At 59.0% G+C, this 24,187-nt stretch carries 19 protein-coding genes, 2 tRNA genes and 2 pseudogenes; 16 read left to right on the top strand and 7 right to left on the bottom strand.

Going from position 1 to position 24,187, the window contains the following annotated elements; all coding sequences use genetic code 11:
- The first annotated feature begins 2 nt into the window (after positions 1–2).
- From lolB to KBP52_RS23350, 8 genes are all read left to right on the top strand, one after another.
- Positions 3–620, top strand: a complete 618-nt coding sequence (gene lolB, locus KBP52_RS23385) for a lipoprotein insertase outer membrane protein LolB (RefSeq protein ID WP_212621055.1) — start codon at positions 3–5, stop codon at positions 618–620.
- A 3-nt stretch (positions 621–623) separates the two neighbouring features.
- Positions 624–1,475, top strand: coding sequence for a 4-(cytidine 5'-diphospho)-2-C-methyl-D-erythritol kinase (gene ispE / locus KBP52_RS23380; RefSeq protein WP_116031477.1), 852 nt, complete (start codon positions 624–626; stop codon positions 1,473–1,475).
- Positions 1,476–1,511: 36 nt separating this feature from the next.
- Positions 1,512–1,586: transfer RNA gene (locus tag KBP52_RS23375), tRNA-Gln, on the top strand.
- A 45-nt stretch (positions 1,587–1,631) separates the two neighbouring features.
- Entirely contained in the window at positions 1,632–2,573 is a 942-nt protein-coding gene (locus KBP52_RS23370) for a ribose-phosphate pyrophosphokinase (RefSeq protein WP_003171603.1), read from the top strand.
- 142 nt (positions 2,574–2,715) lie between these two features.
- A complete protein-coding gene (locus KBP52_RS23365; RefSeq protein ID WP_038360906.1) occupies positions 2,716–3,315 on the top strand; it encodes a 50S ribosomal protein L25/general stress protein Ctc in 600 nt (199 codons plus the stop codon).
- 171 nt (positions 3,316–3,486) lie between these two features.
- Entirely contained in the window at positions 3,487–4,071 is a 585-nt protein-coding gene (gene pth / locus KBP52_RS23360; protein ID WP_008079560.1) for an aminoacyl-tRNA hydrolase, read from the top strand.
- 22 nt (positions 4,072–4,093) lie between these two features.
- Entirely contained in the window at positions 4,094–5,194 is a 1,101-nt protein-coding gene (gene ychF / locus KBP52_RS23355; protein ID WP_034156038.1) for a redox-regulated ATPase YchF, read from the top strand.
- A 105-nt stretch (positions 5,195–5,299) separates the two neighbouring features.
- A protein-coding gene (locus KBP52_RS23350; RefSeq protein WP_212620801.1) for an IS3 family transposase occupies positions 5,300–6,522 on the top strand; the annotation gives its coding sequence in 2 pieces (ribosomal slippage) (positions 5,300–5,651 and positions 5,651–6,522; 1,224 coding nt in all).
- Positions 6,523–6,688: 166 nt separating this feature from the next.
- Here KBP52_RS23350 and KBP52_RS23345 read toward each other — a convergent pair.
- Positions 6,689–7,906 (bottom strand): MFS transporter, encoded by a 1,218-nt coding sequence (locus KBP52_RS23345; protein ID WP_077574525.1) that lies wholly within the window; start codon positions 7,904–7,906, stop codon positions 6,689–6,691.
- A 333-nt stretch (positions 7,907–8,239) separates the two neighbouring features.
- Here KBP52_RS23345 and KBP52_RS23340 point away from each other — a divergent pair, with 333 nt between their 5' ends.
- Both KBP52_RS23340 and KBP52_RS23335 read left to right on the top strand, forming a co-directional pair.
- Entirely contained in the window at positions 8,240–10,297 is a 2,058-nt protein-coding gene (locus KBP52_RS23340; protein WP_212621054.1) for a methyl-accepting chemotaxis protein, read from the top strand.
- Between the two features lie 115 nt (positions 10,298–10,412).
- A tRNA-Met gene (locus KBP52_RS23335) sits at positions 10,413–10,489 on the top strand.
- A gap of 68 nt (positions 10,490–10,557) precedes the next feature.
- Here KBP52_RS23335 and KBP52_RS23330 read toward each other — a convergent pair.
- Both KBP52_RS23330 and KBP52_RS23325 read right to left on the bottom strand, forming a co-directional pair.
- Entirely contained in the window at positions 10,558–11,034 is a 477-nt protein-coding gene (locus KBP52_RS23330) for a helix-turn-helix transcriptional regulator (protein WP_212621053.1), read from the bottom strand.
- Between the two features lie 284 nt (positions 11,035–11,318).
- Positions 11,319–12,428 carry a DUF2817 domain-containing protein gene (locus tag KBP52_RS23325; protein WP_212621052.1) on the bottom strand — a complete coding sequence of 370 codons (1,110 nt, stop codon included), beginning with the start codon at positions 12,426–12,428 and terminating at the stop codon, positions 11,319–11,321.
- A gap of 267 nt (positions 12,429–12,695) precedes the next feature.
- Between KBP52_RS23325 and ggt the strand changes: the two genes are divergently transcribed.
- The 4 genes and pseudogenes from ggt to KBP52_RS23305 all read left to right on the top strand — a co-directional run bounded on the left by ggt (position 12,696) and on the right by KBP52_RS23305 (position 16,313).
- Complete coding sequence (gene ggt, locus KBP52_RS23320) at positions 12,696–14,528, top strand: gamma-glutamyltransferase (protein ID WP_212621051.1); 1,833 nt, start codon at positions 12,696–12,698, stop codon at positions 14,526–14,528.
- A 397-nt stretch (positions 14,529–14,925) separates the two neighbouring features.
- A pseudogene (locus tag KBP52_RS23315) lies at positions 14,926–15,123 on the top strand (hypothetical protein); the annotation flags it as partial.
- Positions 15,124–15,231: 108 nt separating this feature from the next.
- Positions 15,232–15,438: pseudogene (locus tag KBP52_RS23310) on the top strand (transcriptional regulator); the annotation flags it as partial.
- A gap of 62 nt (positions 15,439–15,500) precedes the next feature.
- Positions 15,501–16,313, top strand: a complete 813-nt coding sequence (locus KBP52_RS23305) for a MerR family transcriptional regulator (RefSeq protein ID WP_212621050.1) — start codon at positions 15,501–15,503, stop codon at positions 16,311–16,313.
- A 39-nt stretch (positions 16,314–16,352) separates the two neighbouring features.
- On the opposite strand, the gene KBP52_RS23300 is transcribed toward KBP52_RS23305, so the two are convergent.
- The 4 genes from KBP52_RS23300 to KBP52_RS23285 form a co-directional block, all read right to left on the bottom strand.
- Positions 16,353–16,985, bottom strand: coding sequence for a LysE family transporter (locus tag KBP52_RS23300; RefSeq protein ID WP_212621049.1), 633 nt, complete (start codon positions 16,983–16,985; stop codon positions 16,353–16,355).
- 77 nt (positions 16,986–17,062) lie between these two features.
- Positions 17,063–17,662 carry a flavin reductase family protein gene (locus KBP52_RS23295; protein WP_212621048.1) on the bottom strand — a complete coding sequence of 200 codons (600 nt, stop codon included), beginning with the start codon at positions 17,660–17,662 and terminating at the stop codon, positions 17,063–17,065.
- A gap of 153 nt (positions 17,663–17,815) precedes the next feature.
- Positions 17,816–19,132, bottom strand: coding sequence for a methyl-accepting chemotaxis protein (locus KBP52_RS23290; protein ID WP_077574532.1), 1,317 nt, complete (start codon positions 19,130–19,132; stop codon positions 17,816–17,818).
- A gap of 115 nt (positions 19,133–19,247) precedes the next feature.
- Positions 19,248–20,561, bottom strand: a complete 1,314-nt coding sequence (locus KBP52_RS23285; RefSeq protein WP_212621047.1) for an MFS transporter — start codon at positions 20,559–20,561, stop codon at positions 19,248–19,250.
- A 312-nt stretch (positions 20,562–20,873) separates the two neighbouring features.
- Here KBP52_RS23285 and KBP52_RS23280 point away from each other — a divergent pair, with 312 nt between their 5' ends.
- Positions 20,874–22,292, top strand: coding sequence for a TIGR00366 family protein (locus KBP52_RS23280; RefSeq protein ID WP_077574534.1), 1,419 nt, complete (start codon positions 20,874–20,876; stop codon positions 22,290–22,292).
- A 189-nt stretch (positions 22,293–22,481) separates the two neighbouring features.
- On the top strand, positions 22,482–24,179 hold the full coding sequence (locus KBP52_RS23275) for a molecular chaperone HscC (protein ID WP_116031445.1): 1,698 nt from the start codon (positions 22,482–22,484) through the stop codon (positions 24,177–24,179).
- Positions 24,180–24,187: the final 8 nt, after the last annotated feature.

Below are 24,187 nucleotides of genomic sequence, written 5' to 3'. Positions count from 1 at the left end.
TCATGTTTTTGCGCCACGTTATTGTTTTCAGCTTCATCGCCCTGCTCGCTGGCTGCTCGGGTTTTGGCACTCGCGAATCGGTCGAGGGCCACGGCAGTCCGGCTCAATGGGCCGCGAACAAACAACAGCTGAGCGGCCTCGACGGCTGGCAGATCGACGGCAAGATCGGCATCCGCGCGCCGAAAGATTCCGGTAGTGGCACGCTTTTCTGGCTGCAACGTCAGGATTACTACGACATTCGTCTGTCCGGCCCGCTGGGTCGTGGTGCGGCACGCCTGACCGGACGTCCGGGCAAGGTCTCGCTGGAAGTTGCCAACCAGGGTCGCTACGAATCGCAATCCCCGGAAGCCCTGCTCGAAGAACAGCTCGGCTGGAAACTGCCGGTGTCGAATCTGGCCTGGTGGGTGCGTGGCCTGCCCGCTCCCGACAGTAAAAGTCGCCTGAATCTGGATGCCGACAGCCGCCTGGCCAGCCTGGAACAGGACGGCTGGAAAGTTGAATACACCGCGTACACCGAACAAAACGGTTATTGGTTGCCGGAACGCATCAAGCTGCACGGCACTGACCTCGACGTAACGCTGGTGATCAAGACCTGGCAACCGCGCAAGCTGGGGCAATAAAGCATGACCGCTGCACGCCTGACCCTGCCCTCGCCGGCCAAGCTCAATTTGATGCTGCACATTCTCGGGCGCCGTGAAGACGGTTATCACGAGTTGCAGACGTTGTTTCAATTTGTCGATTACGGCGATGAAATCACCTTTGCCGTGCGTGATGACGGTGTGATTCAACTGCACACCGAGTTCGCTGGCGTGCCGCATGACAGCAACCTGATCGTGCGCGCGGCGAAAATGCTTCAGCAACAGTCCGACTGTTCGCTCGGCATCGATATCTGGATTGATAAAGTCCTGCCCATGGGCGGCGGCATCGGTGGCGGCAGTTCGAATGCGGCGACGACTTTGCTCGGCCTGAATCATTTGTGGCAGTTGGGTTGGGATGAAGATCGCCTGGCCGCACTGGGCCTGACGCTCGGTGCCGACGTGCCGGTTTTTGTCCGTGGTCATGCGGCTTTCGCCGAGGGCGTGGGTGAGAAACTCACCCCGGTGGATCCCGAAGAACCGTGGTATCTGGTACTCGTACCGCAAGTCTCTGTTAGTACGGCAGAAATTTTTTCCGATCCTTTGTTGACACGTAACACGCCGCCCATTAAAGTGCGCCCCGTTCCCGAGGGAAACAGTCGAAATGACTGCTTGCCGGTGGTTGCAAGGCGTTATCCAGAAGTACGTAACGCATTGGATTTGTTAGGTAAATTTACCGAAGCAAAACTCACCGGAACTGGAAGTTGTGTGTTTGGGGGCTTCCCAAGCAAAGCTGAAGCTGATAAAGTCTCGGCCCTTCTGACAGAGACCCTTACAGGGTTTGTAGCCAAAGGCAGCAACGTTTCGATGTTGCACCGCAAGCTGCAAAGTCTGCTCTAAAGGAACCAGGTGCTCGGCACTTGATGCAACAGATACAGGGGCGTCGCCAAGCGGTAAGGCAGCAGGTTTTGATCCTGCCATGCGTTGGTTCGAATCCAGCCGCCCCTGCCATTTTCTATACTCATCCAGGTTACCCTCAGCCTCTAGGTACTGCGCGTGTCCAAGATGATGGTCTTTACGGGGAATGCTAACCCCGATCTGGCTCGGCGTGTTGTACGTCAGCTGCATATCCCTCTCGGTGACATCTCTGTCGGTAAGTTCTCCGACGGCGAAATTACTGCCGAGATCAATGAAAACGTTCGCGGTAAAGACGTTTTCATTATTCAGCCGACTTGCGCTCCGACCAACGATAACCTGATGGAACTGGTAGTGATGGCTGATGCCTTCCGCCGCTCCTCGGCTACTCGTATCACTGCTGTTATTCCTTATTTTGGTTATGCCCGTCAGGATCGCCGTCCGCGTTCCGCACGTGTGGCTATCAGCGCGAAAGTCGTTGCTGACATGCTTACCGTAGTCGGCATCGACCGTGTTCTCACGGTTGATCTGCATGCTGACCAGATTCAGGGTTTCTTCGATATTCCGGTAGATAACATCTACGGCTCCCCGGTTCTGGTGGATGACATTGAAGATCAGCGCTTCGAAAACCTGATGATCGTTTCCCCGGACATTGGTGGCGTCGTGCGTGCACGTGCCGTTGCCAAATCCCTGGGCGTGGATCTCGGGATCATCGACAAACGCCGTGAGAAAGCCAATCACTCTGAAGTGATGCATATCATCGGTGATGTCGAAGGGCGTACCTGCATTCTGGTCGATGACATGGTCGATACCGCCGGCACTCTGTGCCACGCGGCCAAGGCCCTGAAAGAGCATGGCGCAGCCAAGGTCTTTGCCTACTGCACACACCCTGTGCTGTCGGGTCGGGCCATCGAGAATATCGAAAATTCCGTGCTGGACGAGCTGGTGGTGACCAACACCATCCCGCTGTCCGCTGCAGCACAAGCCTGTGCACGTATCCGTCAACTGGATATCGCACCGGTTGTTGCCGAAGCGGTTCGCCGCATCAGCAATGAAGAATCGATCAGCGCGATGTTCCGTTAAGGGCCCTGCCCTTGTCGAAATGTCTCGTTGACGAAAAGCGCCCCGCCCCGGCATTCCTGCCGGGGCGGGGCTTTTTTGCCCATACCGTGTTTGGCGCTGGTCGCAAACGCCACTCCGGTCATGGCTATTTTGGAGATACAAAATGAACGATTTTACTCTGAATGCTGAAGTGCGTTCCGACCTGGGGAAAGGTGCGAGCCGCCGCCTGCGTCGTATCGCTAGCCTGGTTCCAGCTGTAGTTTACGGTGGCGAAAAAGCCCCTGAATCCATCAGCATGCTGGCCAAAGAAGTTGCCAAACTGCTCGAAAACGAAGCTGCCTACAGCCACGTTATCGAACTGAACGTTGGCGGCAAAAAGCAGAACGTCATCATCAAAGCTCTGCAACGTCACCCGTCCAAGGGTCACGTCATGCACGCTGACTTCGTACGCGTCGTAGCCGGCCAGAAACTGACCGCTATCGTGCCTGTGCACTTTGTTGGTGAAGAAGCTCCGATCAAGAAAGGCGGCGAGATCTCGCACGTCCTGAACGAAATCGAAGTAACTTGCCTGCCGAAAGATCTGCCTGAGTTCATCGAAGTCGACCTGTCGGCTCTGGAAATCGGCGCAATCGTCCACCTGTCCGACCTCAAAGCCCCTAAAGGCGTTGAGTTCGTTGCACTGGCTCACGGCGACGACAAAGCTGTTGCAAACGTACACGCTCCACGCGTTGCTCCAGAAGCTGAAGAAGGCGCAGCAGAGTAATTCACTCTGTCATGCCTGAGTGAGCAAGTAACATCGCGGACTGGAACGTAGCGAGAAAGCGGGCGAGAACGCGGAGTTTACATCCATGGTAAATGAGCATTTTTCGTCCACTTTCGCCGCTTTGCCTGATCGCGGCGATGTTACTCACCACTCAAAGGAAGGGCCCCTATCGTGACTGCCATCAAACTGATCGTTGGCCTGGGAAATCCAGGCGCCGAATACGACCAGACCCGGCATAACGCAGGGGCCCTTTTTGTTGAGCGCATCGCCCACGCACAGAATGTGAATCTTGTGGCCGATCGCAAATATTTCGGCCTGACCGGGCGCTATTCGCATCAGGGTCAGGATGTTCGTCTGCTGATTCCCACCACTTATATGAACCGCAGCGGCCAGGCCGTGGCGGCACTCGCCGGTTTCTTCCGCATCAAGCCTGAAGAAATTCTGGTGGCGCATGACGAACTCGACTTGCCTCCGGGCGTTGCCAAGCTCAAGCAGGGCGGCGGCCATGGCGGTCACAACGGGTTGCGCGACATCATTGCGCAACTGGGTAATCAGAATACGTTCTACCGCCTGCGGCTTGGCATTGGCCACCCGGGCGTCGCCAGTATGGTTTCAAATTTCGTCCTGGGTCGTGCGCCACGCGCCGAACAGGAAAAACTCGATGCCAGCATCGACTTTGCCCTCGGCGTGCTGCCGGATATCCTCGCCGGTGAATGGAACCGCGCGATGAAAAACCTGCACAGCCAGAAGGCCTGACTCTACTCCGAGGGGAAACACCATGGGATTCAATTGCGGCATCGTCGGCCTGCCTAACGTCGGCAAGTCCACCCTGTTCAACGCCCTGACCAAATCCGGTATCGCGGCCGAGAACTTCCCCTTCTGCACCATCGAGCCGAACAGCGGCATCGTGCCGATGCCGGATCCGCGTCTGGAAGCCCTGGCGGCCATCGTCAATCCGAAGCGCATCCTGCCGACCACCATGGAATTCGTCGACATCGCAGGCCTGGTTGCCGGCGCCTCGAAAGGTGAAGGCCTGGGCAACAAGTTCCTCGCCAACATCCGCGAAACCGACGCGATCGCTCACGTGGTGCGCTGCTTCGAAGACGAAAACGTGATCCACGTTTCCAACAGCGTCGACCCGAAACGCGACATCGAAATCATCGACCTGGAACTGATCTTCGCCGACCTCGACAGCTGCGAGAAGCAACTGCAGAAAGTCGCGCGCAACGCCAAGGGTGGTGACAAGGACGCCGTGGTTCAGAAGGCTCTGCTGGAGCAACTGATCGCGCACTTCACCGAAGCCAAGCCGGCACGCAGCCTGATGAAGAACATGAGCACCGACGAAAAAGCGGTGATCAAGGGCTTCCACCTGCTGACCACCAAACCGGTCATGTACATCGCCAACGTCGCTGAAGACGGTTTCGAGAACAACCCGCACCTGGACGTGGTTCGCGCCATTGCCGAAGAAGAAGGCGCGATGGTCGTTCCGGTCTGCAACAAGATCGAAGCGGAAATCGCCGAGCTCGATGACGGCGAAGAGAAGGACATGTTCCTCGAGGCCCTGGGCCTGGAAGAGCCTGGCCTGAACCGCGTGATCCGCGCCGGCTACGAAATGCTGCACCTGCAGACCTACTTCACCGCCGGTGTCGAAGAAGTCCGCGCCTGGACCGTCAAAGTCGGTGCCACCGCACCTCAGGCTGCCGGCGTGATCCACACCGACTTCGAGAAAGGCTTCATCCGCGCCGAAGTCATCGCCTACAACGACTTCATCCAGTACAAGGGCGAAGCCGGTACCAAAGAAGCCGGTAAATGGCGTCTGGAAGGCAAGGACTACATCGTCAAGGACGGCGACGTGATGCACTTCCGCTTCAACGTGTAAGCGTTACGCCCAAGAAAAAGCCGCGTTTGATACGCGGCTTTTTTGTGCCTGATGCCTCGTCCTAAATAAGGTTTACACCTTCTGGCTTCTTATCAGGAGGGTGCAATGGAGACGGGCGAAAAGCGGAGTCAGCGCGATTACACACTGACTTTTAAATTGTCGGTTGTCGATCAGGTCGAAAAAGGCGAGTTGAGTTATAAAGAGGCTCAACGGCGCTATGGGATTCAAGGCCGGTCGACGGTTCTGGTTTGGTTACGCAAGCATGGTCGGCAGGATTGGAGCCAAGGCGCCTCCATTCGCTCTCAGAGGACTCGACCGATGGACGAGCCAACTTTGCCGCTGACGCCTGAGCAGAGAATCAAAGAGCTTGAAGAACAATTGGCGCTGGCCAATCAGAAAGCCAAATTTTTTGAAGACGTGGTCGATGTTCTGAAGAATGACTATGGCGTATCCGTTGTAAAAAAGCGGCCAGGCAAGTCGTTGCGCAAACCCAAACCCTGAGTGTCAGCAGGGCTTGCCAGTTTATGGGAATAAGTCGCCAAGCCTATTACAAGCGAGATCGGGCTTACCGATCCAGGCTTGAGCAAGACCAGAAGCTCATCAAGTTTGTGCATGAGATCCGCTTACGTCAGCCCTGCATCGGTACTCGTAAGTTACATTCGATGATGCATGCCAAACGCGAGAGACAAGAACTGCATGTTGGAAGGGATCGTCTATTCGATGTTTTGCGCGATCATCGACAACTGGTACGTAGAAAACGGGCCTATCACAAGACGACTGACAGCCATCATCGTTTTCGCTGCCATCCCAACCTCCTGAAACCTGGCCCGCATCAAGTGATTGCGACCGGCCCAGAACAAGTCTGGGTAGCAGATATCACCTACATCCCCACACGAGAAGGATCTGTTTACTTGAGTTTGGTGACAGATGCTTACTCGAGAAAAATTGTCGGCTTTCACGTACATGACAGCCTGCACGCCAAATCCGTGGCTCAAGCCTTCCGAAAGGCGCTAAAAGAGCGCCGAACAAAGCAACGACTGGTGCATCACTCGGATCGAGGCGCACAGTACTGCTCTGATCTTTACCAGAAGCTGCACGCCAAACATGACGTCACTTGCTCAATGACCGATGGCTACGATTGCTACCAAAACGCTCTCGCAGAGCGGGTTAACGGCATTCTGAAAACAGAGCTGCTGCTCTACAGGCCAGAAAATCTAGAACAGGCTGAACAGATGGTGCGGGAGGCTATTACGATCTACAACCAAGAGCGGCCGCACCTTTCCTTAAAATACAAAACGCCCGATGCGGTGCATCGGGCGTTAGGGTGAATAGGTGTAAACCTATTTCAGGACTAGACATGAAACATTCTCCGCCACACCAAAAATCCCCTGTAGGAGTGAGCCTGCTCGCGATAGCGTTCTATCAGCTACAGATGTGCTGTCTGACACACCGCTATCGCGAGCAGGCTCACTCCTACAATGGGTAATGTGTGAATCAGGGCTTTTTGGTGCGCGGCAGGAAAATCGCCAGTACCCCAAACAACGGCAGGAACGAACACAGGTAATACACGTACTCAATCCCGTGAATATCCGCCAGATGCCCGAGCAGCGCCGCGCCAATCCCGCCAAAACCAAACATCAAGCCGAAGAAGATTCCGGCGATCATCCCGACGTTGCCCGGCACCAGTTCCTGCGCGTACACGACAATCGCCGAGAACGCAGAAGCCAGAATGAAGCCGATCACCACGCTGAGAACCGTGGTCCAGAACAGGTCAACGTGAGGCATGAGCAGCGTGAACGGTGCCACGCCGAGGATCGAAAACCAGATCACCGCTTTACGGCCGATCTTGTCGCCGATCGGCCCGCCGAAGAACGTCCCCGCCGCCACCGCGCCCAAGAACAGGAACAGGTGCAACTGCGAACTGGCCACCGACAAGTCGAACTTCTCGATCAGGTAGAAGGTGAAGTAACTGGTGAGGCTGGCCATGTAGAAATACTTGGAGAAAACCAACAGTCCCAGCACCACCAATGCGCTGGTTACCCTGCCCTTCGACAACCCGTGAGTCGCTGCCTGACCGGCCTTGAGCTTGAACAGATTGAGGTGATGGGCATACCAGCGACTGATGCGGTACAGCACGAACAGCGCAAACACCGCGAACAAGCCGAACCACGCCACATTGCCTTGGCCGAACGGGATGATGATCGCCGCCGCCAGCAACGGGCCGAAGGCCGAACCTGCGTTACCGCCGACCTGGAAGGTCGATTGCGCCAACCCAAAGCGTCCGCCCGAAGCCAGTCGGGCAATCCGCGAAGCCTCAGGGTGGAACGTCGAGGAGCCGATACCGATCAGCGCTGCCGCCAGCAGAATCAACGGGAAACTGCCGACCATCGACATCATCACGATGCCAATCAGCGTACAGATCGAACCGGCCGGCAATAGCCACGGTTTCGGGTGCCGATCGGTGTGATAACCGACCCACGGCTGCAACAAAGATGCGGTCAGCTGAAAGGTCAGAGTAATTAGCCCGACCTGAGTAAAGGTCAGGCCGTAATTGGCCTTGAGCATCGGGTAGATCGACGGCAGCACTGACTGGATCAGGTCGTTGATCAAATGCGCCAGCGCCACCGCGCCGATGATCCGCATCACCAATGGACTGCTCTGGGGAGCAGCGGGCGCCGAGGCAGCGGCGGTCTGAACGTTGCTGATAGCCATGGAAGTTTCCGGACAGCAGATGGGTGCACGCAGGCAGGTGCGTCAATGTGCCATTTTTCGGTGCGCCAACGCCATCCCCTTAGCCAGCTAACTAACTGACTGGTCGTCGACTGCAAAGTGATAGCGCAACGCCATGGTCTGAATCTTGCCTTGCTTCTCCCCTTGAACGCGGGCGCCTTACAAAGGCGACCGACAATGGGAAGTTTCGCTACAGAGCCGGCCTACAGAGCGGGCGAGAGTGAACTTTCGAGGCCTTTTAGCAGGGCACAACATCAACGTCCAACGACCGCGATGCACGCCATTGGTGCGTGGTGTCCAGAGGAGTCATGGGGCATGCAGGCTTTCCTTTCACCGGGGATCAATTTGCTGGGGCGGTTTGGCTTCGCAGGTAAATTCCAGTTGTTGTTTCTGTTGTTCATTCTGCCGTTGGCCGGCAGCCTGTTGATGATCGGCCAGGACTATCGCGACAAACTCAATCTGATTTACGGCGAACGCGCTGGCGTGCGGCAGTTGCTCGCACTGGATGCGCTGGACAACCTGCTCGCCGCGCAACGTGACCGTGCCGCCCGTTGGCGCGCCACCGAAACCAATCGCCAACCGACGCCTGCCACGCTCGCCGCCATGGGTGCATTCGACGCGGTACAACCGGCAGTTCTGCAAGCCACCACCGATTTGGGCAACGCGCTGAAAAACGAAGGTGCCGAAGGCGAAACCCTCACCCGCTATCAAGCACTGCAAACCGCGCTCAACAGCCTGGACTCGAAAAGCCTCAGCAGCGTCGGTTGGTGGCCGGACGGTTACGACCGCTTCACCAACGCCCTCAGCGCCCTGCAAGCGTTGCGCGAACAAATCGTCATGGACAATCGCCTGACCCTCGCGCCGTGGCTGGAAACCTACCTGCTGACGCAAATATCCACGCAGCACGCGCCGGATCTCATCGAACGGGTCGGACGCCTCGCTGCGGTCGGTCAGGCCTCGGTGGTCTCCGGCCAATTCACCCTGCAAAGCCGTCTGCAATTACGTGACCTGCGCAGCCGCATCGGCGATGCCCGCGAGCAACTGGTGAAAACCGCCACGCTGCTCGAAGCACGCCTGCCGAAAGACCAGCAGAGCTGGGCCAGCCAATACCACGACAGCCTCAAACACCTCGACAGCGGTTTGAAGGTCCTAGATGACGGCGTATTCGGCGGCAGCATCAACCTCAAACCTGACGACTTCGAACGCAGCCTCGATGCCATGCTGAGCGACCTCGCCGCCCTGCGCCAGCAATCGCTGGTGTCGCTGGATCAAAGGCTCGACGCCTACCACAACTCGGCGATCCGTCAGTTCATCCTCGTCGCAGCCATCTTCGGCTGCCTGCTGCTGGCGGCGCTGTACCTGTTTGTCTGCCTGCAAGCCTCGATCCGCCGCAGCGCCAGCGGCATCACCCTGCTCGCCGAAGCGTTGCGTGACGGCAACCTCAGCCTGCAAGTGCCGGTGGTGGGCCGCGACGAACTGGCGGCAATCAGCACTGCGCTCAACGTTGCCGTGGTGCAACTGCGCACGAGCATGCTCGGTGTCGATCACGAAACCTCGCAACTGAGCAATGCCGTGCGCAGCCTCAACGAACACTCCAGCGGCGCCCTCGACGAAGTCGAAGCGCAACAGTTGCAGATCAGCCAGATCGCCGCTGCTGCCACGCAATTGGCCGCAACCTCGCAAGGCGTGGCGCAGAGTTGCGAGCAGGCTTCTGGCAGCGCCCAACACACCCGGCGCATCGCCGCCGACAGCAGCCGCGACAGCCAGCGCACCACGGCGAGTATTCAACAGCTCAATCAGCGTTTGAACGAAACTGCTGCAGCGCTGGGCCGGGTCAGCGAGCAAGGCCAGCAGATTCAATTGGTCGTCGACACGATTCGCGGTGTCGCCGAACAGACCAATCTGCTCGCGCTCAACGCAGCCATCGAAGCCGCGCGAGCTGGTGAACAAGGACGCGGTTTCGCTGTGGTCGCCGATGAGGTGCGCAGCCTGTCACAACGTACGCAGTCATCCACCGCGCAGATCGCCGGCACGGTCGACAGCCTGCGCGCCACGGTCAACGAAGCCGTGAGCCTGATGGAAGCCGCGTGCGGCCAGGCGCAAACCGATGCCGAGTCGGTCACCGGTCTCGGTGAGCGTTTGGGCGAAATCGCCAGCGCCGTGCAGAGCGTCACCGACACCCTCGCGCAGATCGCCACGGCAGTCGAGGAACAGGCGAGTACCGCCGACGAGGTCAGCGGCAATATCCAGCAGGTCGATCAGGCGGCCGTGCGTTTGCTCGAAGGTGCACGGGCGGTGAACCTCGCGGCGGATACCCTGAGTCAGGGCAGCCACGCCTTGAGCGCCAATACGGCAAGATTTCAGCTGCGTTGATGCCCTGCCCAGCCCGGATTTTCCGGGCTGGAGGATAAGCGGTTGAAAATAAGAAGAAATATTTTAAATTTACGCTTGACGCTTTTCCATTTCAGGGGAATAATGCGCGCCACTTGGCTACATAGCTCAGTTGGTTAGAGCATAGCATTCATAATGCTGGGGTCCGGGGTTCAAGTCCCTGTGTAGCCACCAAGTACTAAAAACGGCTTACCGAAAGGTAGGCCGTTTTTTTATGCCTCGAGAAAAGTCTCGGTAATCTGTTACTTCAAAATATCCTTCTCTTCGTTGCTCGCTTTGGTCGCTGCCTGTGCGATCAGTGCGTCGAGCATCTGCGCAATGACCTTCTGCTGGACCTTCGAAAGCTCATTGATTGACTGCAGCCGTCGATACCACGTCGAGGTCAAGCTGCGTCTGGGCGTCTCCGTGTACGAAGGAACCCCGAGCAGGTCTTCAACAGGCACGCGCAGCGCAAATGCCATCTTCACCAGTGTCGTGACCGGCATGCTGCGAGTGCCCTCCTCGTAGCCCTGAAAGGTTTGCCGGGAAAGACCTAAAGCCCGTGCAAACCGAGTCTGTGTGATCTCGTGCACTGTGCGTAAGTGAGCAATGCGACTGCCCATCGCCACCAGAAAATCGCGGTCCTCATTGGAAACACTCATGACAATGGCCGACTGAAAATAGAATTGAATGGCAACGGACTTATCCCTTTCATCTGAAATCCATCCTGGAGAAAACAACAGAAAACATCCTCAGGCAGCGGTGCGTAAGTTGTCGACCTGAAAAGTCTGTAGGAGAAATGCAGAACAACCGCTAGGTCGGGGGCGAGGTACTACAGGCGCGAAATGCCTTTTCATTCGACAGAATCGGTACCGAGCGATCTGGTTGAAAAAACGCTGTAGGAAACGGGTTCGATCCAGGTATGAAGTAGATCGCGCACCACAAACACAAAAAAACGGCTTACCGCAAAGTGAGCCGTTTTTTGTGCCTGGAGGAAAGTGCCGACAGCCAAGGTACTGATGATTTACTGCGACCAGTTACCCAGCGCCGACAACCCCTTCGCCCAGATCTGCCGAGTGCGCAAACCGACCATTGCGCGCCAGTCCGGATCCGCCGGATAAAACTGCTCCAGCAGATTCAACTTGATCCTCCGCCCCGTCGCATCCAGTGGATCACCATGCAAATGCAACCAGTGGTCATCACGCAAATACCGATGTACATCCGGCCCCGGATACGTCCCGCACTCGATCACGAACGGCATCAATTGCACGTCCGGCAATGCATTAAGCAACGCCTGCGAGGTGTACCCGGTAGCCGTCGCTGCCACTCCGGTTTCGCTCAGGGTGTCGGCGCCGGTGTGCAGCGTGTAAAGCCATGGGCCATAAATTGCCTGGGCCTGCGCGAGTGCCGGGTAAGGCGTTTGGGTGATGGTCAGCAACATCGGATGGCCGTATTCGCCGGCGCCAGTGTGCAGGTCAAAACACATCACGGTTTCAGCGCCAGCCAGATGCGTTTCGATGATTTGATGCAGCGTGCGGTTCGACCAGCTCGGCGCGCGGCCACCGTAAAACAGGCCGTCGGGATGGCTGTGCTGGCCGCCCTCGACAATCGACATCACCGCCGGCCAGCCGTGTTCGTTGATCTCTGCGTCGAGCAAGGCATCGGCGCGCTTGCGCTCGGGGCCGTGCAGATCGGTGCAGGCGTAGATTTCATGCAGTGCGGCGTACGCGCGGTTATCCGGCAACGGCCCGGTGAAATCCAGGTGATTGCGGTTGAGGTCGATGTTGTCTTCATTGACCCGACGCAGCCATGCGGTGCCCCATGGGTTGATCAGGTGAACCATGACCACCGCAACATCCTTGGGCAGTGAGCCCGGTACGAATGCCTTCAGCCAATCGATCTGACAATCCGAACCGTAATAGCCCTCGACGCCGTGCGTACCGCTGAGTGCTACCAGACGACGTTTGGCCTGTGGATCGCCGAGCACGGCGACGTCGGTGCTCAGCGGTTCGCCGAATGGCCCGCAACGTGGATGTGTGTAGGAGGTGAGCGTGGCGCCGGCGGCATTGGCGGCGGCGATGAACTGTTCGCGTTGATCGCGGTAGCTGGATTCGGTGGGGAACTCGCTGTGCATGCTAGGCCTCTTGTGATTTTTATGCCTTTACCTGTAGGAGTGAGCCTGCTCGCGATAGCGGTGGTTCAGTCAACACTGATGTTGGCCGTAATGACGCTATCGCGAGCAGGCTCACTCCTACAGGGGATGTTGGTGCTCCATAAATTTGACATTGACCCTAGCGAACATCCGCCCCGAAAAGAAAGACAAAAATGCCCATCGGTTTGCGTCGCGACCGAGCGGTCGATAAAGTCCCTGAGACTTTTATCCCACGGACGGAGAGCCCGCGTGTTTTCAGCCTTGCCCTTGAGCCGCTTTCGCCTGCCAGCCCTGACGCTGATCATCAGCGCCCTGACCCTCACCGCCTGCAACGCCCCGCCCTCCTCGACCTTGCCGCTGGCACCGGAAGCCGCGTCCGGTTACCGCACCGATCTGCAAACCCGTCACGCCAGCCAACACATGGCCGCCGCTGCCAATCCACTGGCGGCTGAAGCCGGGCGCGAGATGCTGCGTCAGGGCGGTTCGGCGATTGATGCGGCGATTGCGATGCAAGCGGTGCTGACCCTGGTTGAGCCGCAGTCTTCCGGGATCGGCGGCGGCGCGATGATCGTGTTGTGGGACGGTAAACAGGTGCGCACCTACGACGGTCGCGAAACCGCACCGGCCGGCGCGACCGAGAAGCTGTTCTTGCGTGCCGATGGCCAGCCGATGTCGTTCCCGCAGGCGCAGATTGGCGGTCGTTCGGTCGGTACACCGGGCGTGTTGCGTGCGCTTGAGCTGGCGCATAAACAACACGGTCGTCTGCCATGGGCGAAGCTGTTTGAACCGGCGATCAAACTGTCCGAACAAGGCTTTGCGATCTCTGCGCGTCTGCACTCGCTGCTGGAATCAGATCCAGTCATCCGCCAGTCGCCGGACATGGCCAAGTATTTCCTCAATGCCGATGGCAGCGTCAAAACCGTCGGCACGCGCCTGCAAAACCCGGCGCTGGCCGCAGTGCTCAAACGCATCGCCAACGAAGGCGCGGACGCACTGTACAAAGGTCCGATCGCCGAAGAAATCGTCGCCAAGGTGCAGGGCCACGCCAACCCCGGCAGCCTGTCGCTGAACGATCTGCAGCGCTATCAGGCCAAGGAACGCGCGCCGCTGTGCACCGATTACAAACGCTGGCAGGTCTGCGGCATGCCGCCGCCGTCGTCGGGCGGGATCGCCGTGGCGCAGATTCTCGGCACGTTGCAGGCATTGGAAACTCGTGATCCGCGCTTGTCACTCACGCCGCTGAAACCGCAGAAGACCGACAAACCGGCCGGCATCGAACCGGATCCGCAAGCCGTGCATCTGATCGCCGAAGCCGAACGTCTGGCCTACGCCGACCGTGCGCAATACGTCGCCGACACCGACTTCGTGCCAGTGCCGGTCAAAGGCCTGGTCGACCCGGGTTATCTCACCAGCCGCTCGAGCCTGATCGGCGAGCGCAGCATGGGCAGCGCCAAACCGGGCACACCGCCGGGCGTGCAGGTCGCCTACGCGCCGGACCGCTCGCCGCTGCGCATCTCCACCTCGCAAGTGGTCGCGGTGGATGACCTCGGCGGCGCGGTGTCGATGACCACGACCATCGAAGCCGCGTTCGGTTCGCACCTGATGGTTCAGGGCTTCCTGCTGAACAACCAGATGACCGACTTCTCGTTCATCCCCGAAGAGAATGGCCAGAAAGTTGCCAACCGCGTCGAACCTGGCAAACGTCCGCGCTCGTCGATGGCGCCAACGCTGATCTTTGATCGCCACAGCGGCGAATTCGTCGCCACGGTCGGCTCGCCCGGCGGTTCGCAAATCATTGAATACGTGGCGAAAACCACCGTCGGCCTGCTCGACTGGCACCTCGACCCGCAAAGCGCTATCAGCCTGCCCAACTTCGGCAGCCGCAATGGCCCGACCGAACTGGAACAAGGCCAGTTCAGCCCGGCGCTGATTCAGGCGCTGAAAGACAAAGGGCATGCGGTAAATGAAATCGACATGACCAGCGGCACCCAGGCCATCGTGCGGGTCAAGGATGCGCAGGGGAAAGCGTCGCTGGAAGGTGGCGCGGATCCACGGCGTGAGGGGGAAGCGCTGGGGGATTGAGGCTAGGACGCAAAACAAAAAAGGCTTACCGCGAGGTAGGCCTTTTGCTTAGCACACAGCGTATTTCAAATCGGGATGTTTAAAAGCTGCGAGGTAAACAGAGAACCGTCCCACAAGGTTTTCAGGTTGTCCGTCGGACGTCAGCTCTCTAGCCTGTACTCGTCGCTGCCAATTCAGTGACCGGGATTGGAAACCCCGAGTAGAACCGAGCGCACAAGCGCCTTTCATAACGTATCCTTGCGCACCTTCATGGTGTGCACTCCGTTATGGCGGCTGTGCGCGGGAGACCTTCGGGTCAACCGGGTTCTCCGTTCCCCGGGTTTCCAACCTGCGTACAGCTGCCACCTATTCGTTCGGAAACCGAATCGGCCAGCTCCAATCCTGATCGGAGAACACCATGAAAAAACCAACACCCAATCCCCCAGAAACAGACGCCGACCCAACATCCCCGTACGCAACCATCGACAGCAAAAAACTCAACGAAGCGGCCGACCGCGCCCTCGACCACTACCTCAAACCGACCATTCACATCATGGCGTCCGCCCGCGTCGCTGAACCCATGTACCTCGCCAACCCGGTTTACATTACTTCGGCGTATAAAAAATCCGATGCCCGCACAGGCATCGGATTTTTCCTGTAGCCAAAGATTGGGCGAGGGGGCACCGCAAGCCGGAGTCATCGCCCGCTGAAATCAGAGCACCTCATGAACATACTTCCGATTCATACCGAAGAAGACTACCGTGCGGCGCTGCAAGACGTTTCTGCGCTTTTCGACAATGAACCGGAACGTAACTCCCCGGAAGGTAACTACTTCGAGGCCATGATCATCTTGATCGAAGCCTACGAAACCAAGCAATTTCCGCGCTATAGCCCGACCGAAGCATTCAAATTCCGGATGGAACAATCAGGGGATTGAGTTTGCCCTTGGGGCAAGCTTTACCGTTGAGTCCAAGCAGCCAACAGGAGAGGTTCATGCTTACCATCGGACAAATGGCCCGCTGCCACGGGCTCACCACCAAGGCATTGCGTCATTACGACAGCATTGGCCTGTTCAGCCCGGCAGCCACCGGCCGAGACAACGGTTATCGCTACTATCGCCCGGAGCAAATCGTCACGCTTGGCCGGATCATCTGGCTCAAACAGTTGGGCATGGGACTCGACGAGATCAAAGTCTTGTCCGCCAATGGCGGGCTGGACAGTGTCGTCAATCTGCGTGAAACCCTCGAAAAGCATGCGCAGCAATTGAGGGCCGATATCCAGCGCAGCGAAAACGTTCTAGGGCAATTGAACCGTTATCTTGCACAACCGGACCGGCCGCTGCCGGCCATGCAAACGCCTGCACGTATCGACTATCCCGCCCTGCGAATCATGGGCATGACCTGGCAACAAGATGACCAAGGCACCATTGCCGACATGTGGCAGCGGTTTGTACCACGGGAGGAAGAGATCGACCGTCTGCATGAACCGCTAGGCACGTTCGGCGTGTGCCAGCCGCTGGAAGACGGTCAATGGCGCTACATCGCCGGCCTGCCTGTGGGGCGCAATGCGCCGCTGATTTCCGGCATGGTCGAATTGCAGATACCGGCTCGTCGTTATGCCCGTGTGGAGCACCACGGAACAGTCACAACGCTGCCGGAAACCTTTCGCGCCGCTTACAGTGAATGGCTGCCCGCCGCCGGCATGGCGCCAGACGAAGGGATTGAATTCGAGTATTGCGGCGAGCGGTTCTTCGGTCCGATGGACCCGCGCAGCGTGGTCGAGTTGTACATTCCGCTGAAAGACTGATGGTCGTGAACAAGGCTGCAAACGCAGCCTTGTTCACGATCAGCGATTCGCCAGCAGATGCGCACCAAACAACAGGTAGCAACCGCCCGCGAAGCGATCCAGCCATTGCCGCGAACGCTCATACACACCGGCGATCCGCCGACTGGCGAAGAACAGCGCCACGCAGCAATACCAACTGAACGACAGCGTCGCCATGGTCATCACCGCCAGTGCCAGTAACAGCGGCGGGATGTGAGCCGGCATGGCGGTGGCGAAGATGGTCGCGACGAACAATGCCGACTTGGGGTTGGTCATGTTGCCCAGAAAGCCCCGCCCGTAAGCGCCGAGCAACGTTTGCTGCGAGTCATCGAGCGTGCCCGCGACGATCGGCGCCTTGCGCTTGAACTGCTTGAGCCCGAGATAGATCAGGTAGCAGCCACCGGCGATCTTGAAGCTCAGGTACAGCGTCGGCGCGGCACTGAACAACGACTGAATACCCAGGCCACCCGCCAGCCCCCACAACACGGTTCCGCTGGCGACGCCGAGCGCCGCTACGACACCGTGGCGGCGAGAACGGCTGACCGCCAGTTGCGCGATGTTGAAGAAGTTCGGGCCGGGCGTGACCACCGCAACTGTCCACAACAGGGCCAACGACAGCAACGGCGCCAGATAACTTGAAAGGGAAAGATCCATGAGGGTATGCGCCTGATTGGGTTCGACGATGCCCTCCACCTTGCAACATCCTGCAATGTTTTGCTATCAACCGTCATTCAGATCGCTAGCGTCTCGCCATCCACTGCATCGCCAATTTTCAGAAAATGCCCGCCCGCCACGTGGTGCAAGGTGCGCAATCCGTCATGCCCTTCGAAATGCCAGCGCCCGTCGCTGAACACCCGTTCATCGGCGTGGGCGGCGATGACTTCGGCGAGGAACAGGTCGTATTGCTCGTGGTTGCGCGGCTCCGGGAGCAAACGGCATTCAAGCCAGGCCACGCAGCCGTCGAGCAGTGGTGCTTCGACTTGTTCGCCGGCAAACGTCTGCAAGCTGTAAGCCTGAAACTTGTCTTGCCCTTGGGTTTGGCTGATTTCCAGGCCCGAGGTATTGCCGACGGTTTGCACGATGTCGGCCTGATCGACGCACGGGACGTTGAGCACGAAAGTGCCGGACGCCTCGAGTAACTGGCGGGTCCAGGTGGATTTATCGAGGACGACGGCGACTTTCGGTGGTTCGAAATCCAGCGGCATCGCCCAGGCGGCGGCCATGATGTTGCGCTGGCCGTCGTGGGCGGCGCTGACCAGCACGGTCGGCCCGTGGTTGAGCAAACGGTAGGCTTTGTTCAGGGGCACCGGGCGGCGGTGGGAATCGCTCATGGGAGTCTGCTCCGGGGAAAAGGAGCCGATTGTAGCGCCAACGCAAATTTGTAGGAGTGAGCCTGCTCGCGATAGCGGTGTATCAGTCAGCACAAATATTGAATGTCAGACCGTGATCGCGAGCAGGCTCACTCCTACAGGGTTTAGTGCAGGTCAGTGGGAGAGTTGATTGGCGAACTGGCCCACGGCATTGACGACCTTCTGCGCACCGTCCTGAATCTCGACAATCACCGTGCCCGCCTCTGCCGCCAGCGCCAGGCCTTGTTCAGCCTGAAGCTTGCCGTCGGTCATCAGCGCCACGGCGTTGCGCGCCATTTCCTGGTTCTGCCGCACCACGGTGACAATTTCTTCGGTCGCCTGACTGGTGCGCGAGGCCAGTTGCCGTACTTCGTCAGCCACCACGGCAAAACCACGGCCCTGCTCACCGGCGCGCGCCGCCTCGATAGCAGCGTTGAGCGCCAGCAGGTTGGTCTGTTCGGCAATCCCGCTGATGGTTTTGACGATGGTGCCGATCACCTGCGACTGCTCATTCAGTGCCTCGATGCCCTCACCGGCAGCCTGCATGTGCCGCGACAGATCACGCATTACGTTGACCGCTTCAGTCACCACCGTGGTACCGCGCTGGGCGGTGCTGTCGGTTTGCTGCGAGGTGCTGTAGGCAATGCTCGCCGCGTCGGCGACGGCTTGTTCGCGGTTGACCTGATCAGTGATCACGGTGGCGAACTTCACCACTTTGTACAGTTTGTTGTTGGCATCGACCACCGGGTTGTAGGACGCCTCCAGCCACACCGTACGACCGTGGCTGTCGACACGCTTGAAGCGATCAGCCACGAATTCGCCGTTGTTCAAACGGCGCCAGAAGTTCTGGTACTCGGCGCTGTTGTATTCCTCCGGGGTGCAGAACAGGCGGTGATGTTTGCCCTTGATCTGCGCCAGGCTGTAACCCATGCCGCTGAGGAAGCGATCGTTGGCGTTGAGCACATTGCCGTTGAGGTCGAACTCGATCACCGCGGTCGAACGCACCAGCGCACCGATCAGGTTTTCGTGTTCACGAGAGGCTTCGATGGTGCGGGTCAGGTCGCTGGCGAACAGCGAAATGTGCTTGATCCGCCCATCCGAAGAACGCACCGGTTGCACGATCGAGCGCAGCCACGCTTCTTCACCATTGCCACGCAGCAGGCGCACGGCACCGGCGAAATGCTCGCCGCGGGTCATGGCATTTTTGAAGCGGTGGTGGAATTCGTCGGACTTCACGTGCGCCGGGACGATGTCTTCAATGGCACGACCGATCAGGTCCTGACTCTTGTAGAGCATCTCGGTGAGGAAGTTCTGGTTGACCGACTGAATGCGCCCGTCGGGCTCAAGGTTCAGCACCAGCATCTCGCTTTCCAGGCTTTCCTTCACCTGCACGAGGCTGGAGAGTTCTTCACGAAGAGCGGCCAGCTCTTGCTTCAAGCGTTTGTTGAACATGGGGAGTACCGATGGGCAGGTTGGAAAGCGGGATGCAGCCTAACCATCGGCCTTGAAAATCTTTTCTGAAGAGCGTTTGCGACTCGTCAGTCAAAAATAGTTCTGAACGGTAAAATCACGCAGTTCCGGCCACCTGGCAAGGTCCCGTGCGCGGCATCCGCGAGCCGAAATACGCCGCCGTCAGGAGACCCACCACGCCCATCACCGCGCAGAACATCACGCAGATCCATGGGCTCCACGGCATCAGACCGATCAGCAGCAGCGGTGTGATGCTCGCCCATGCGGCGTAGGCGATGTTGTAGGTAAAGGAAATGCCTGACACGCGAATACGCGCCGGGAACAACCCGACCATCACCGACGGCACTGCGCCGACAACACCGCACGCGAGACCGGCCAAGGCGTAGGCGACGCCGACCCAATCACCACCGCTGATCAAACAACCGTAAAGCACGCCGACGCCCAATGGCAGCAACAGGCTGTAGAGCATGACCGTGCGCCACGCGCCAATGCGATCGACCAGCAACCCGGCGATCACGCAGCCGATGTTGAGGAAGACAATGCCCAATGCACTGAGGGCGAAGGTGTGGCTGGCGGTCATGCCGAAGGTTTTCTGCATCATGGTCGGCGTAATGACGACGAACACCACCACCGCCGAGGTCAGCACGCAGGTCAGCAGCATCGCCGGCAGCATTGCCAGCCGATGCTCACGCAGTACCGTGCGCAGCGGCAGTTCGACCCGCGCCTCGCGCTGCGCTTCCATGGCCATGAACACCGGGGTTTCGCTCAGCCAGCGCCGTAGGTAAACGCCGATCACACCGAAGACGCCACCGAGCAGGAATGGATAGCGCCAGGCGTAATCAAGGATTTCCGCCGGAGTGAAGACTTGTGCCAGAAACGTCGCGGTCAGCGCGCCGATCAGGTAACCGAAGGTCAGGCCGGCCTGCAAAAAGCCCAAGGCATACCCGCGATGGCCGGCCGGCGCGTGCTCGGCGACAAACACCCAGGCGCTCGGCACCTCACCGCCCACCGCCGCACCTTGCAGAATGCGCAGCGCCAGCAACAGCAGCGGTGCGAAATAACCGATCTGTGCATAAGTTGGCATGATCCCGATCAGCAGGCACGGCAGCGCCATCATCAGGATGCTCAGGCTGAAGACTTTCTTGCGCCCGAGTTTGTCGGCGAAATGCGCCATCAGAATCCCACCCAGCGGCCGCGCCAGATAACCGGTGACAAAAATCCCGAAACTTTGCAGCAGGCGCAGCCATTCGGGCATTTCCGGCGGGAAGAACAGCTGGCTGAGGGTCAGGGCGAAGAATACGAAAATGATGAAATCGTAGATTTCCAGCGCCCCGCCAAGGGCCGCAAGGCCGAGGGTCTTGTAGTCGGAACGGCTGAACGGCGCAGGTTTGGCCGGGGATTGGGCAGTCATGGCAAAGAACTCGGAAACAGGCAAAAAACCAAGGCGCCCATGGTCTACGCAAATGCGCGGATGGACAACCCGTTAGACCATAGTCCCGGTTTTGCAAAACCTGCTCACAAAGCATCGGCAGTTGAATTAATGTTGAGACTTGGCGAATCCCACAGTCAAAACCCTGTAGGAGTGAGCCTGCTCGCGATAGCGTTTTTACATTCAACAGGTGTATCGACTGACTCGACGCCATCGCGAGCAGGCTCACTCCTACAGGGGATATGCGTTTCGTCCGCAAGATCACAATAATCATAAAAATCCGAGGTACTCCCTGTGGCCGTTGATATCGAAGATAGCCGCTCCGCACGCTTTGCCCTGCGCTGTTCAAGCTTTGCCGAACGCTGGTTCCCCGATTCCTGGGTATTCGCCGCGCTGGCCGTGATCATCGTCGCCCTGGCCACACTGGCGATGGGCGCCAAGCCCACCGATGCCGCGATGGCCTTCGGTGACGGCTTCTGGAGCCTGATCCCATTCACCATGCAAATGGCCTTCGTGGTGATCGGCGGCTACGTGGTCGCCAGCTCGCCGCCCGCCGTGAAACTGATCGATCGCCTGGCGCGGATCCCAAAAAACGGCCGTTCCGCCGTGGCGTGGGTCGCGTTGATCTCGATGGTCGCGTCGTTGCTCAACTGGGGTCTGTCGCTGGTGTTCGGCGGTTTGCTGGTCCGCGCCCTCGCCCGCCGCACCGATCTGAAAATGGATTACCGCGCCGCCGGTGCCGCTGCGTACCTGGGCCTTGGCGCGGTGTGGGCGCTGGGTTTGTCGTCGTCGGCCGCGCAGTTGCAAGCCAACCCCGCCAGCCTGCCGCCGTCGATCCTGTCGATTACCGGGGTGATTCCGTTCACCGAAACGATTTTCCTCTGGCAGTCCGGCGTGATGCTGCTGGCGCTGATCGTGATCTCGATCATCATCGCCTACGCCACCGCTCCCGGGCCGAACTCGGCGCGCGATGCCAAGGCCTGCGGCATCGACCCGGCATTCAACCTGCCACCACTGCAACCGCGCACCCGTCCGGGTGAATGGCTGGAACACAGTCCGCTGCTGATCATCCTGCTGGTGCTGTTGGCAGCGGGATGGCTGTTCCACGAGTTTTCGACCAAACCGGCGATCACCGCGATTTCCGGCCTTAATACCTACAACTTCCTGTTCATCATGCTCGGCGCCTTGCTGCACTGGCGGCCGCGCAGTTTCCTCGATGCCGTCGCGCGTGCGGTGCCGACCACCACCGGCGTGTTGATCCAGTTCCCGCTGTACGGCTCGATTGCCGCGCTGATGACCACGGTCAAAGGCGCCGATGCGCAAACCCTGGCGCATCACATCTCGACGTTCTTCGTCAGCATCGCCTCCCACGACACCTATGCGTTGTTGATGGGCGTGTATTCGGCGATTCTCGGTTTCTTCATTCCGTCGGGCGGCGGCAAGTGGATCATCGAAGCGCCGTACGTGATGCAGGTCGCCAACGATCTGCAGTATCACCTCGGCTGGGCGGTGCAGATTTATAACGCTGCCGAAGCGTTGCCGAACCTGATCAACCCGTTCTACATGCTGCCGCTGCTCGGCGTGCTTGGGTTGAAGGCGCGGGATCTGATCGGTTTCTCCTTCGTGCAGTTGCTGGTGCACACGCCGCTGGTGCTGGTTTTGCTGTGGGCGCTGGGGACGACCTTAGCGTATACGCCGCCAGTCATGCCGTAATCCCGAGCGGGGCGTAGTCATGCTGGCCGCGCCCCGCACTTTTCTCGTGAAACAGCCCTGTATCGGGCTGCCTGTCGCAAATAATGGCTCAGAGCCATCATCCTGCTTTACCGCATCGCACCCTCGGTAATATTCTGCGCGCCGATAAATGTTTCCATTTTTTACCAAGCGCAAAGGGAGTTCGTTGCAATGATCGTAGGGATTGACCTGGGAACCACCAACAGCCTGGTCGCCGTCTGGCGGGGTGATGCCACCGAGCTGGTGCCCAATGCCCTGGGCCAGTTCCTGACACCGAGCGTTGTCGGCCTGGATGATCAAGGCCGGATTCTGGTCGGTCAGGCGGCGCGTGAGCGTCTGCACACGCATCCGCGTCTGACCGCATCGCTGTTCAAGCGCCACATGGGCAGCGCCACGCAAACGTACCTGGCCGACAAGGCGTTTCGCCCCGAAGAACTGTCCGCGCTGGTGCTCAAGAGTTTGAAGGAAGACGTCGAGCGCGCGTTTGGCGAACCCGTCACCGAAGCCGTGATCAGCGTTCCGGCCTACTTCAGTGATGCCCAGCGCAAGGCTACGCGGATCGCCGGCGAACTGGCCGGGCTGAAGGTCGAGAAGCTGATCAACGAACCGACCGCTGCCGCCCTCGCCTATGGACTGCACCAACGGGACAAGGAAACTTCGTTCCTGGTTTTCGACCTCGGTGGCGGTACCTTCGACGTGTCGATTCTGGAGCTGTTCGAAGGCGTGATGGAGGTACGCGCCAGCGCCGGTGACAACTTCCTCGGCGGTGAAGACTTCGACACCGTGCTGCTTGAGCACTTCATCAGCCATCACCGTTCCGCCGCAGACTTCCCGGAGCGCAGCAGCGTCATCCAGCCGCTGCGTCGCGAGGCCGAGCGCGTGCGCAAGGCGCTGGGTCAGGACGACAGTGCCGAATTCCGCCTGCAACTCGGTGAGCGCCAGTGGACGCAAACCATCACCCAGCAACAGTTGGCGACGCTGTACATGCCGCTGCTCGAGCGCCTGCGCGCGCCGATTGAACGGGCGCTGCGCGATGCGCGCATCCGTGTCAGCGACCTCGACGAGATTCTGTTGGTCGGCGGCACCACGCGCATGCCGCTGGTACGCAAACTCGCTGCCGGGCTGTTCGGCCGCTTCCCGTCGATCACCCTCGACCCGGATCAGGTCGTGGCACAAGGCGCGGCCATTCAGGCGGCACTCAAGGCCCGCGCCGCCGCGCTGGAAGAAGTGGTGCTGACCGATGTCTGCTCCTACACGCTGGGGATCGAGACTTCGACGCAGGTCGGTCGCAACTATGAGAGCGGCCACTACCTGCCGATCATCGAGCGCAACAGCATCGTCCCGGTCAGTCGGGTGAAAACCGTGTACACGCTGCACGACAATCAGGAACAGGTAGTCGTGCGCATCTTTCAGGGCGAAAGCCGTCTGGTCAAAGACAACGTCGCACTCGGCGAACTGGACATCAAGGTACCGAAACGCAAGGCCGGCGAAGTTGCCCTCGACGTGCGTTTCACCTACGACAACAACGGTCTGCTCGAAGCCCAGGTGAAAATCCCCCTGACCGGACAACAGCATTCGCTGGTCATCGAGAACAACCCGGGCGTGCTGTCTCCCGAGGAAATCCAGCAACGCCTGCAAAACCTGGCACAGCTGAAAATTCATCCGCGCGAGCAGCAGGTCAATACGCTGCTGACTGCACGTCTGGAACGCCTCTATCAGGAAAGCCTGGGCGATCTGCGTGATCTGATGGGCGATTGGGCCAAGCAATTCCAGATAGCCCTCGACTCTCAGGACGAGCGCCAGATCCGTGAAGTGCGCACCGACTTGAGCCGCCGCCTGAGCGAACTTGATCGCACCCCGTGGCAATAAGGAGCCTG

Source organism: Pseudomonas sp. SCA2728.1_7 (assembly GCF_018138145.1).
GTDB lineage: Bacteria > Pseudomonadota > Gammaproteobacteria > Pseudomonadales > Pseudomonadaceae > Aquipseudomonas > Aquipseudomonas koreensis_A.
Note: the sequence above shows the minus strand (reverse complement) of the source record. Positions and strands in the feature narration are given on the sequence as shown.

Coding starts and splice junctions, on each gene's coding strand:
- KBP52_RS23275 (WP_116031445.1), top strand. CDS start 22,482: ATGATCGTAGGGATTGACCTGGGAACCACCAACAGCCTGGTCGCCGTC.
- ispE (WP_116031477.1), top strand. CDS start 624: ATGACCGCTGCACGCCTGACCCTGCCCTCGCCGGCCAAGCTCAATTTG.
- KBP52_RS23340 (WP_212621054.1), top strand. CDS start 8,240: ATGCAGGCTTTCCTTTCACCGGGGATCAATTTGCTGGGGCGGTTTGGC.
- KBP52_RS23365 (WP_038360906.1), top strand. CDS start 2,716: ATGAACGATTTTACTCTGAATGCTGAAGTGCGTTCCGACCTGGGGAAA.
- KBP52_RS23295 (WP_212621048.1), bottom strand. CDS start 17,662: ATGAGCGATTCCCACCGCCGCCCGGTGCCCCTGAACAAAGCCTACCGT.
- KBP52_RS23345 (WP_077574525.1), bottom strand. CDS start 7,906: ATGGCTATCAGCAACGTTCAGACCGCCGCTGCCTCGGCGCCCGCTGCT.
- lolB (WP_212621055.1), top strand. CDS start 3: ATGTTTTTGCGCCACGTTATTGTTTTCAGCTTCATCGCCCTGCTCGCT.
- KBP52_RS23285 (WP_212621047.1), bottom strand. CDS start 20,561: ATGACTGCCCAATCCCCGGCCAAACCTGCGCCGTTCAGCCGTTCCGAC.
- KBP52_RS23305 (WP_212621050.1), top strand. CDS start 15,501: ATGCTTACCATCGGACAAATGGCCCGCTGCCACGGGCTCACCACCAAG.
- ychF (WP_034156038.1), top strand. CDS start 4,094: ATGGGATTCAATTGCGGCATCGTCGGCCTGCCTAACGTCGGCAAGTCC.
- KBP52_RS23300 (WP_212621049.1), bottom strand. CDS start 16,985: ATGGATCTTTCCCTTTCAAGTTATCTGGCGCCGTTGCTGTCGTTGGCC.
- KBP52_RS23325 (WP_212621052.1), bottom strand. CDS start 12,428: ATGCACAGCGAGTTCCCCACCGAATCCAGCTACCGCGATCAACGCGAA.
- KBP52_RS23290 (WP_077574532.1), bottom strand. CDS start 19,132: ATGTTCAACAAACGCTTGAAGCAAGAGCTGGCCGCTCTTCGTGAAGAA.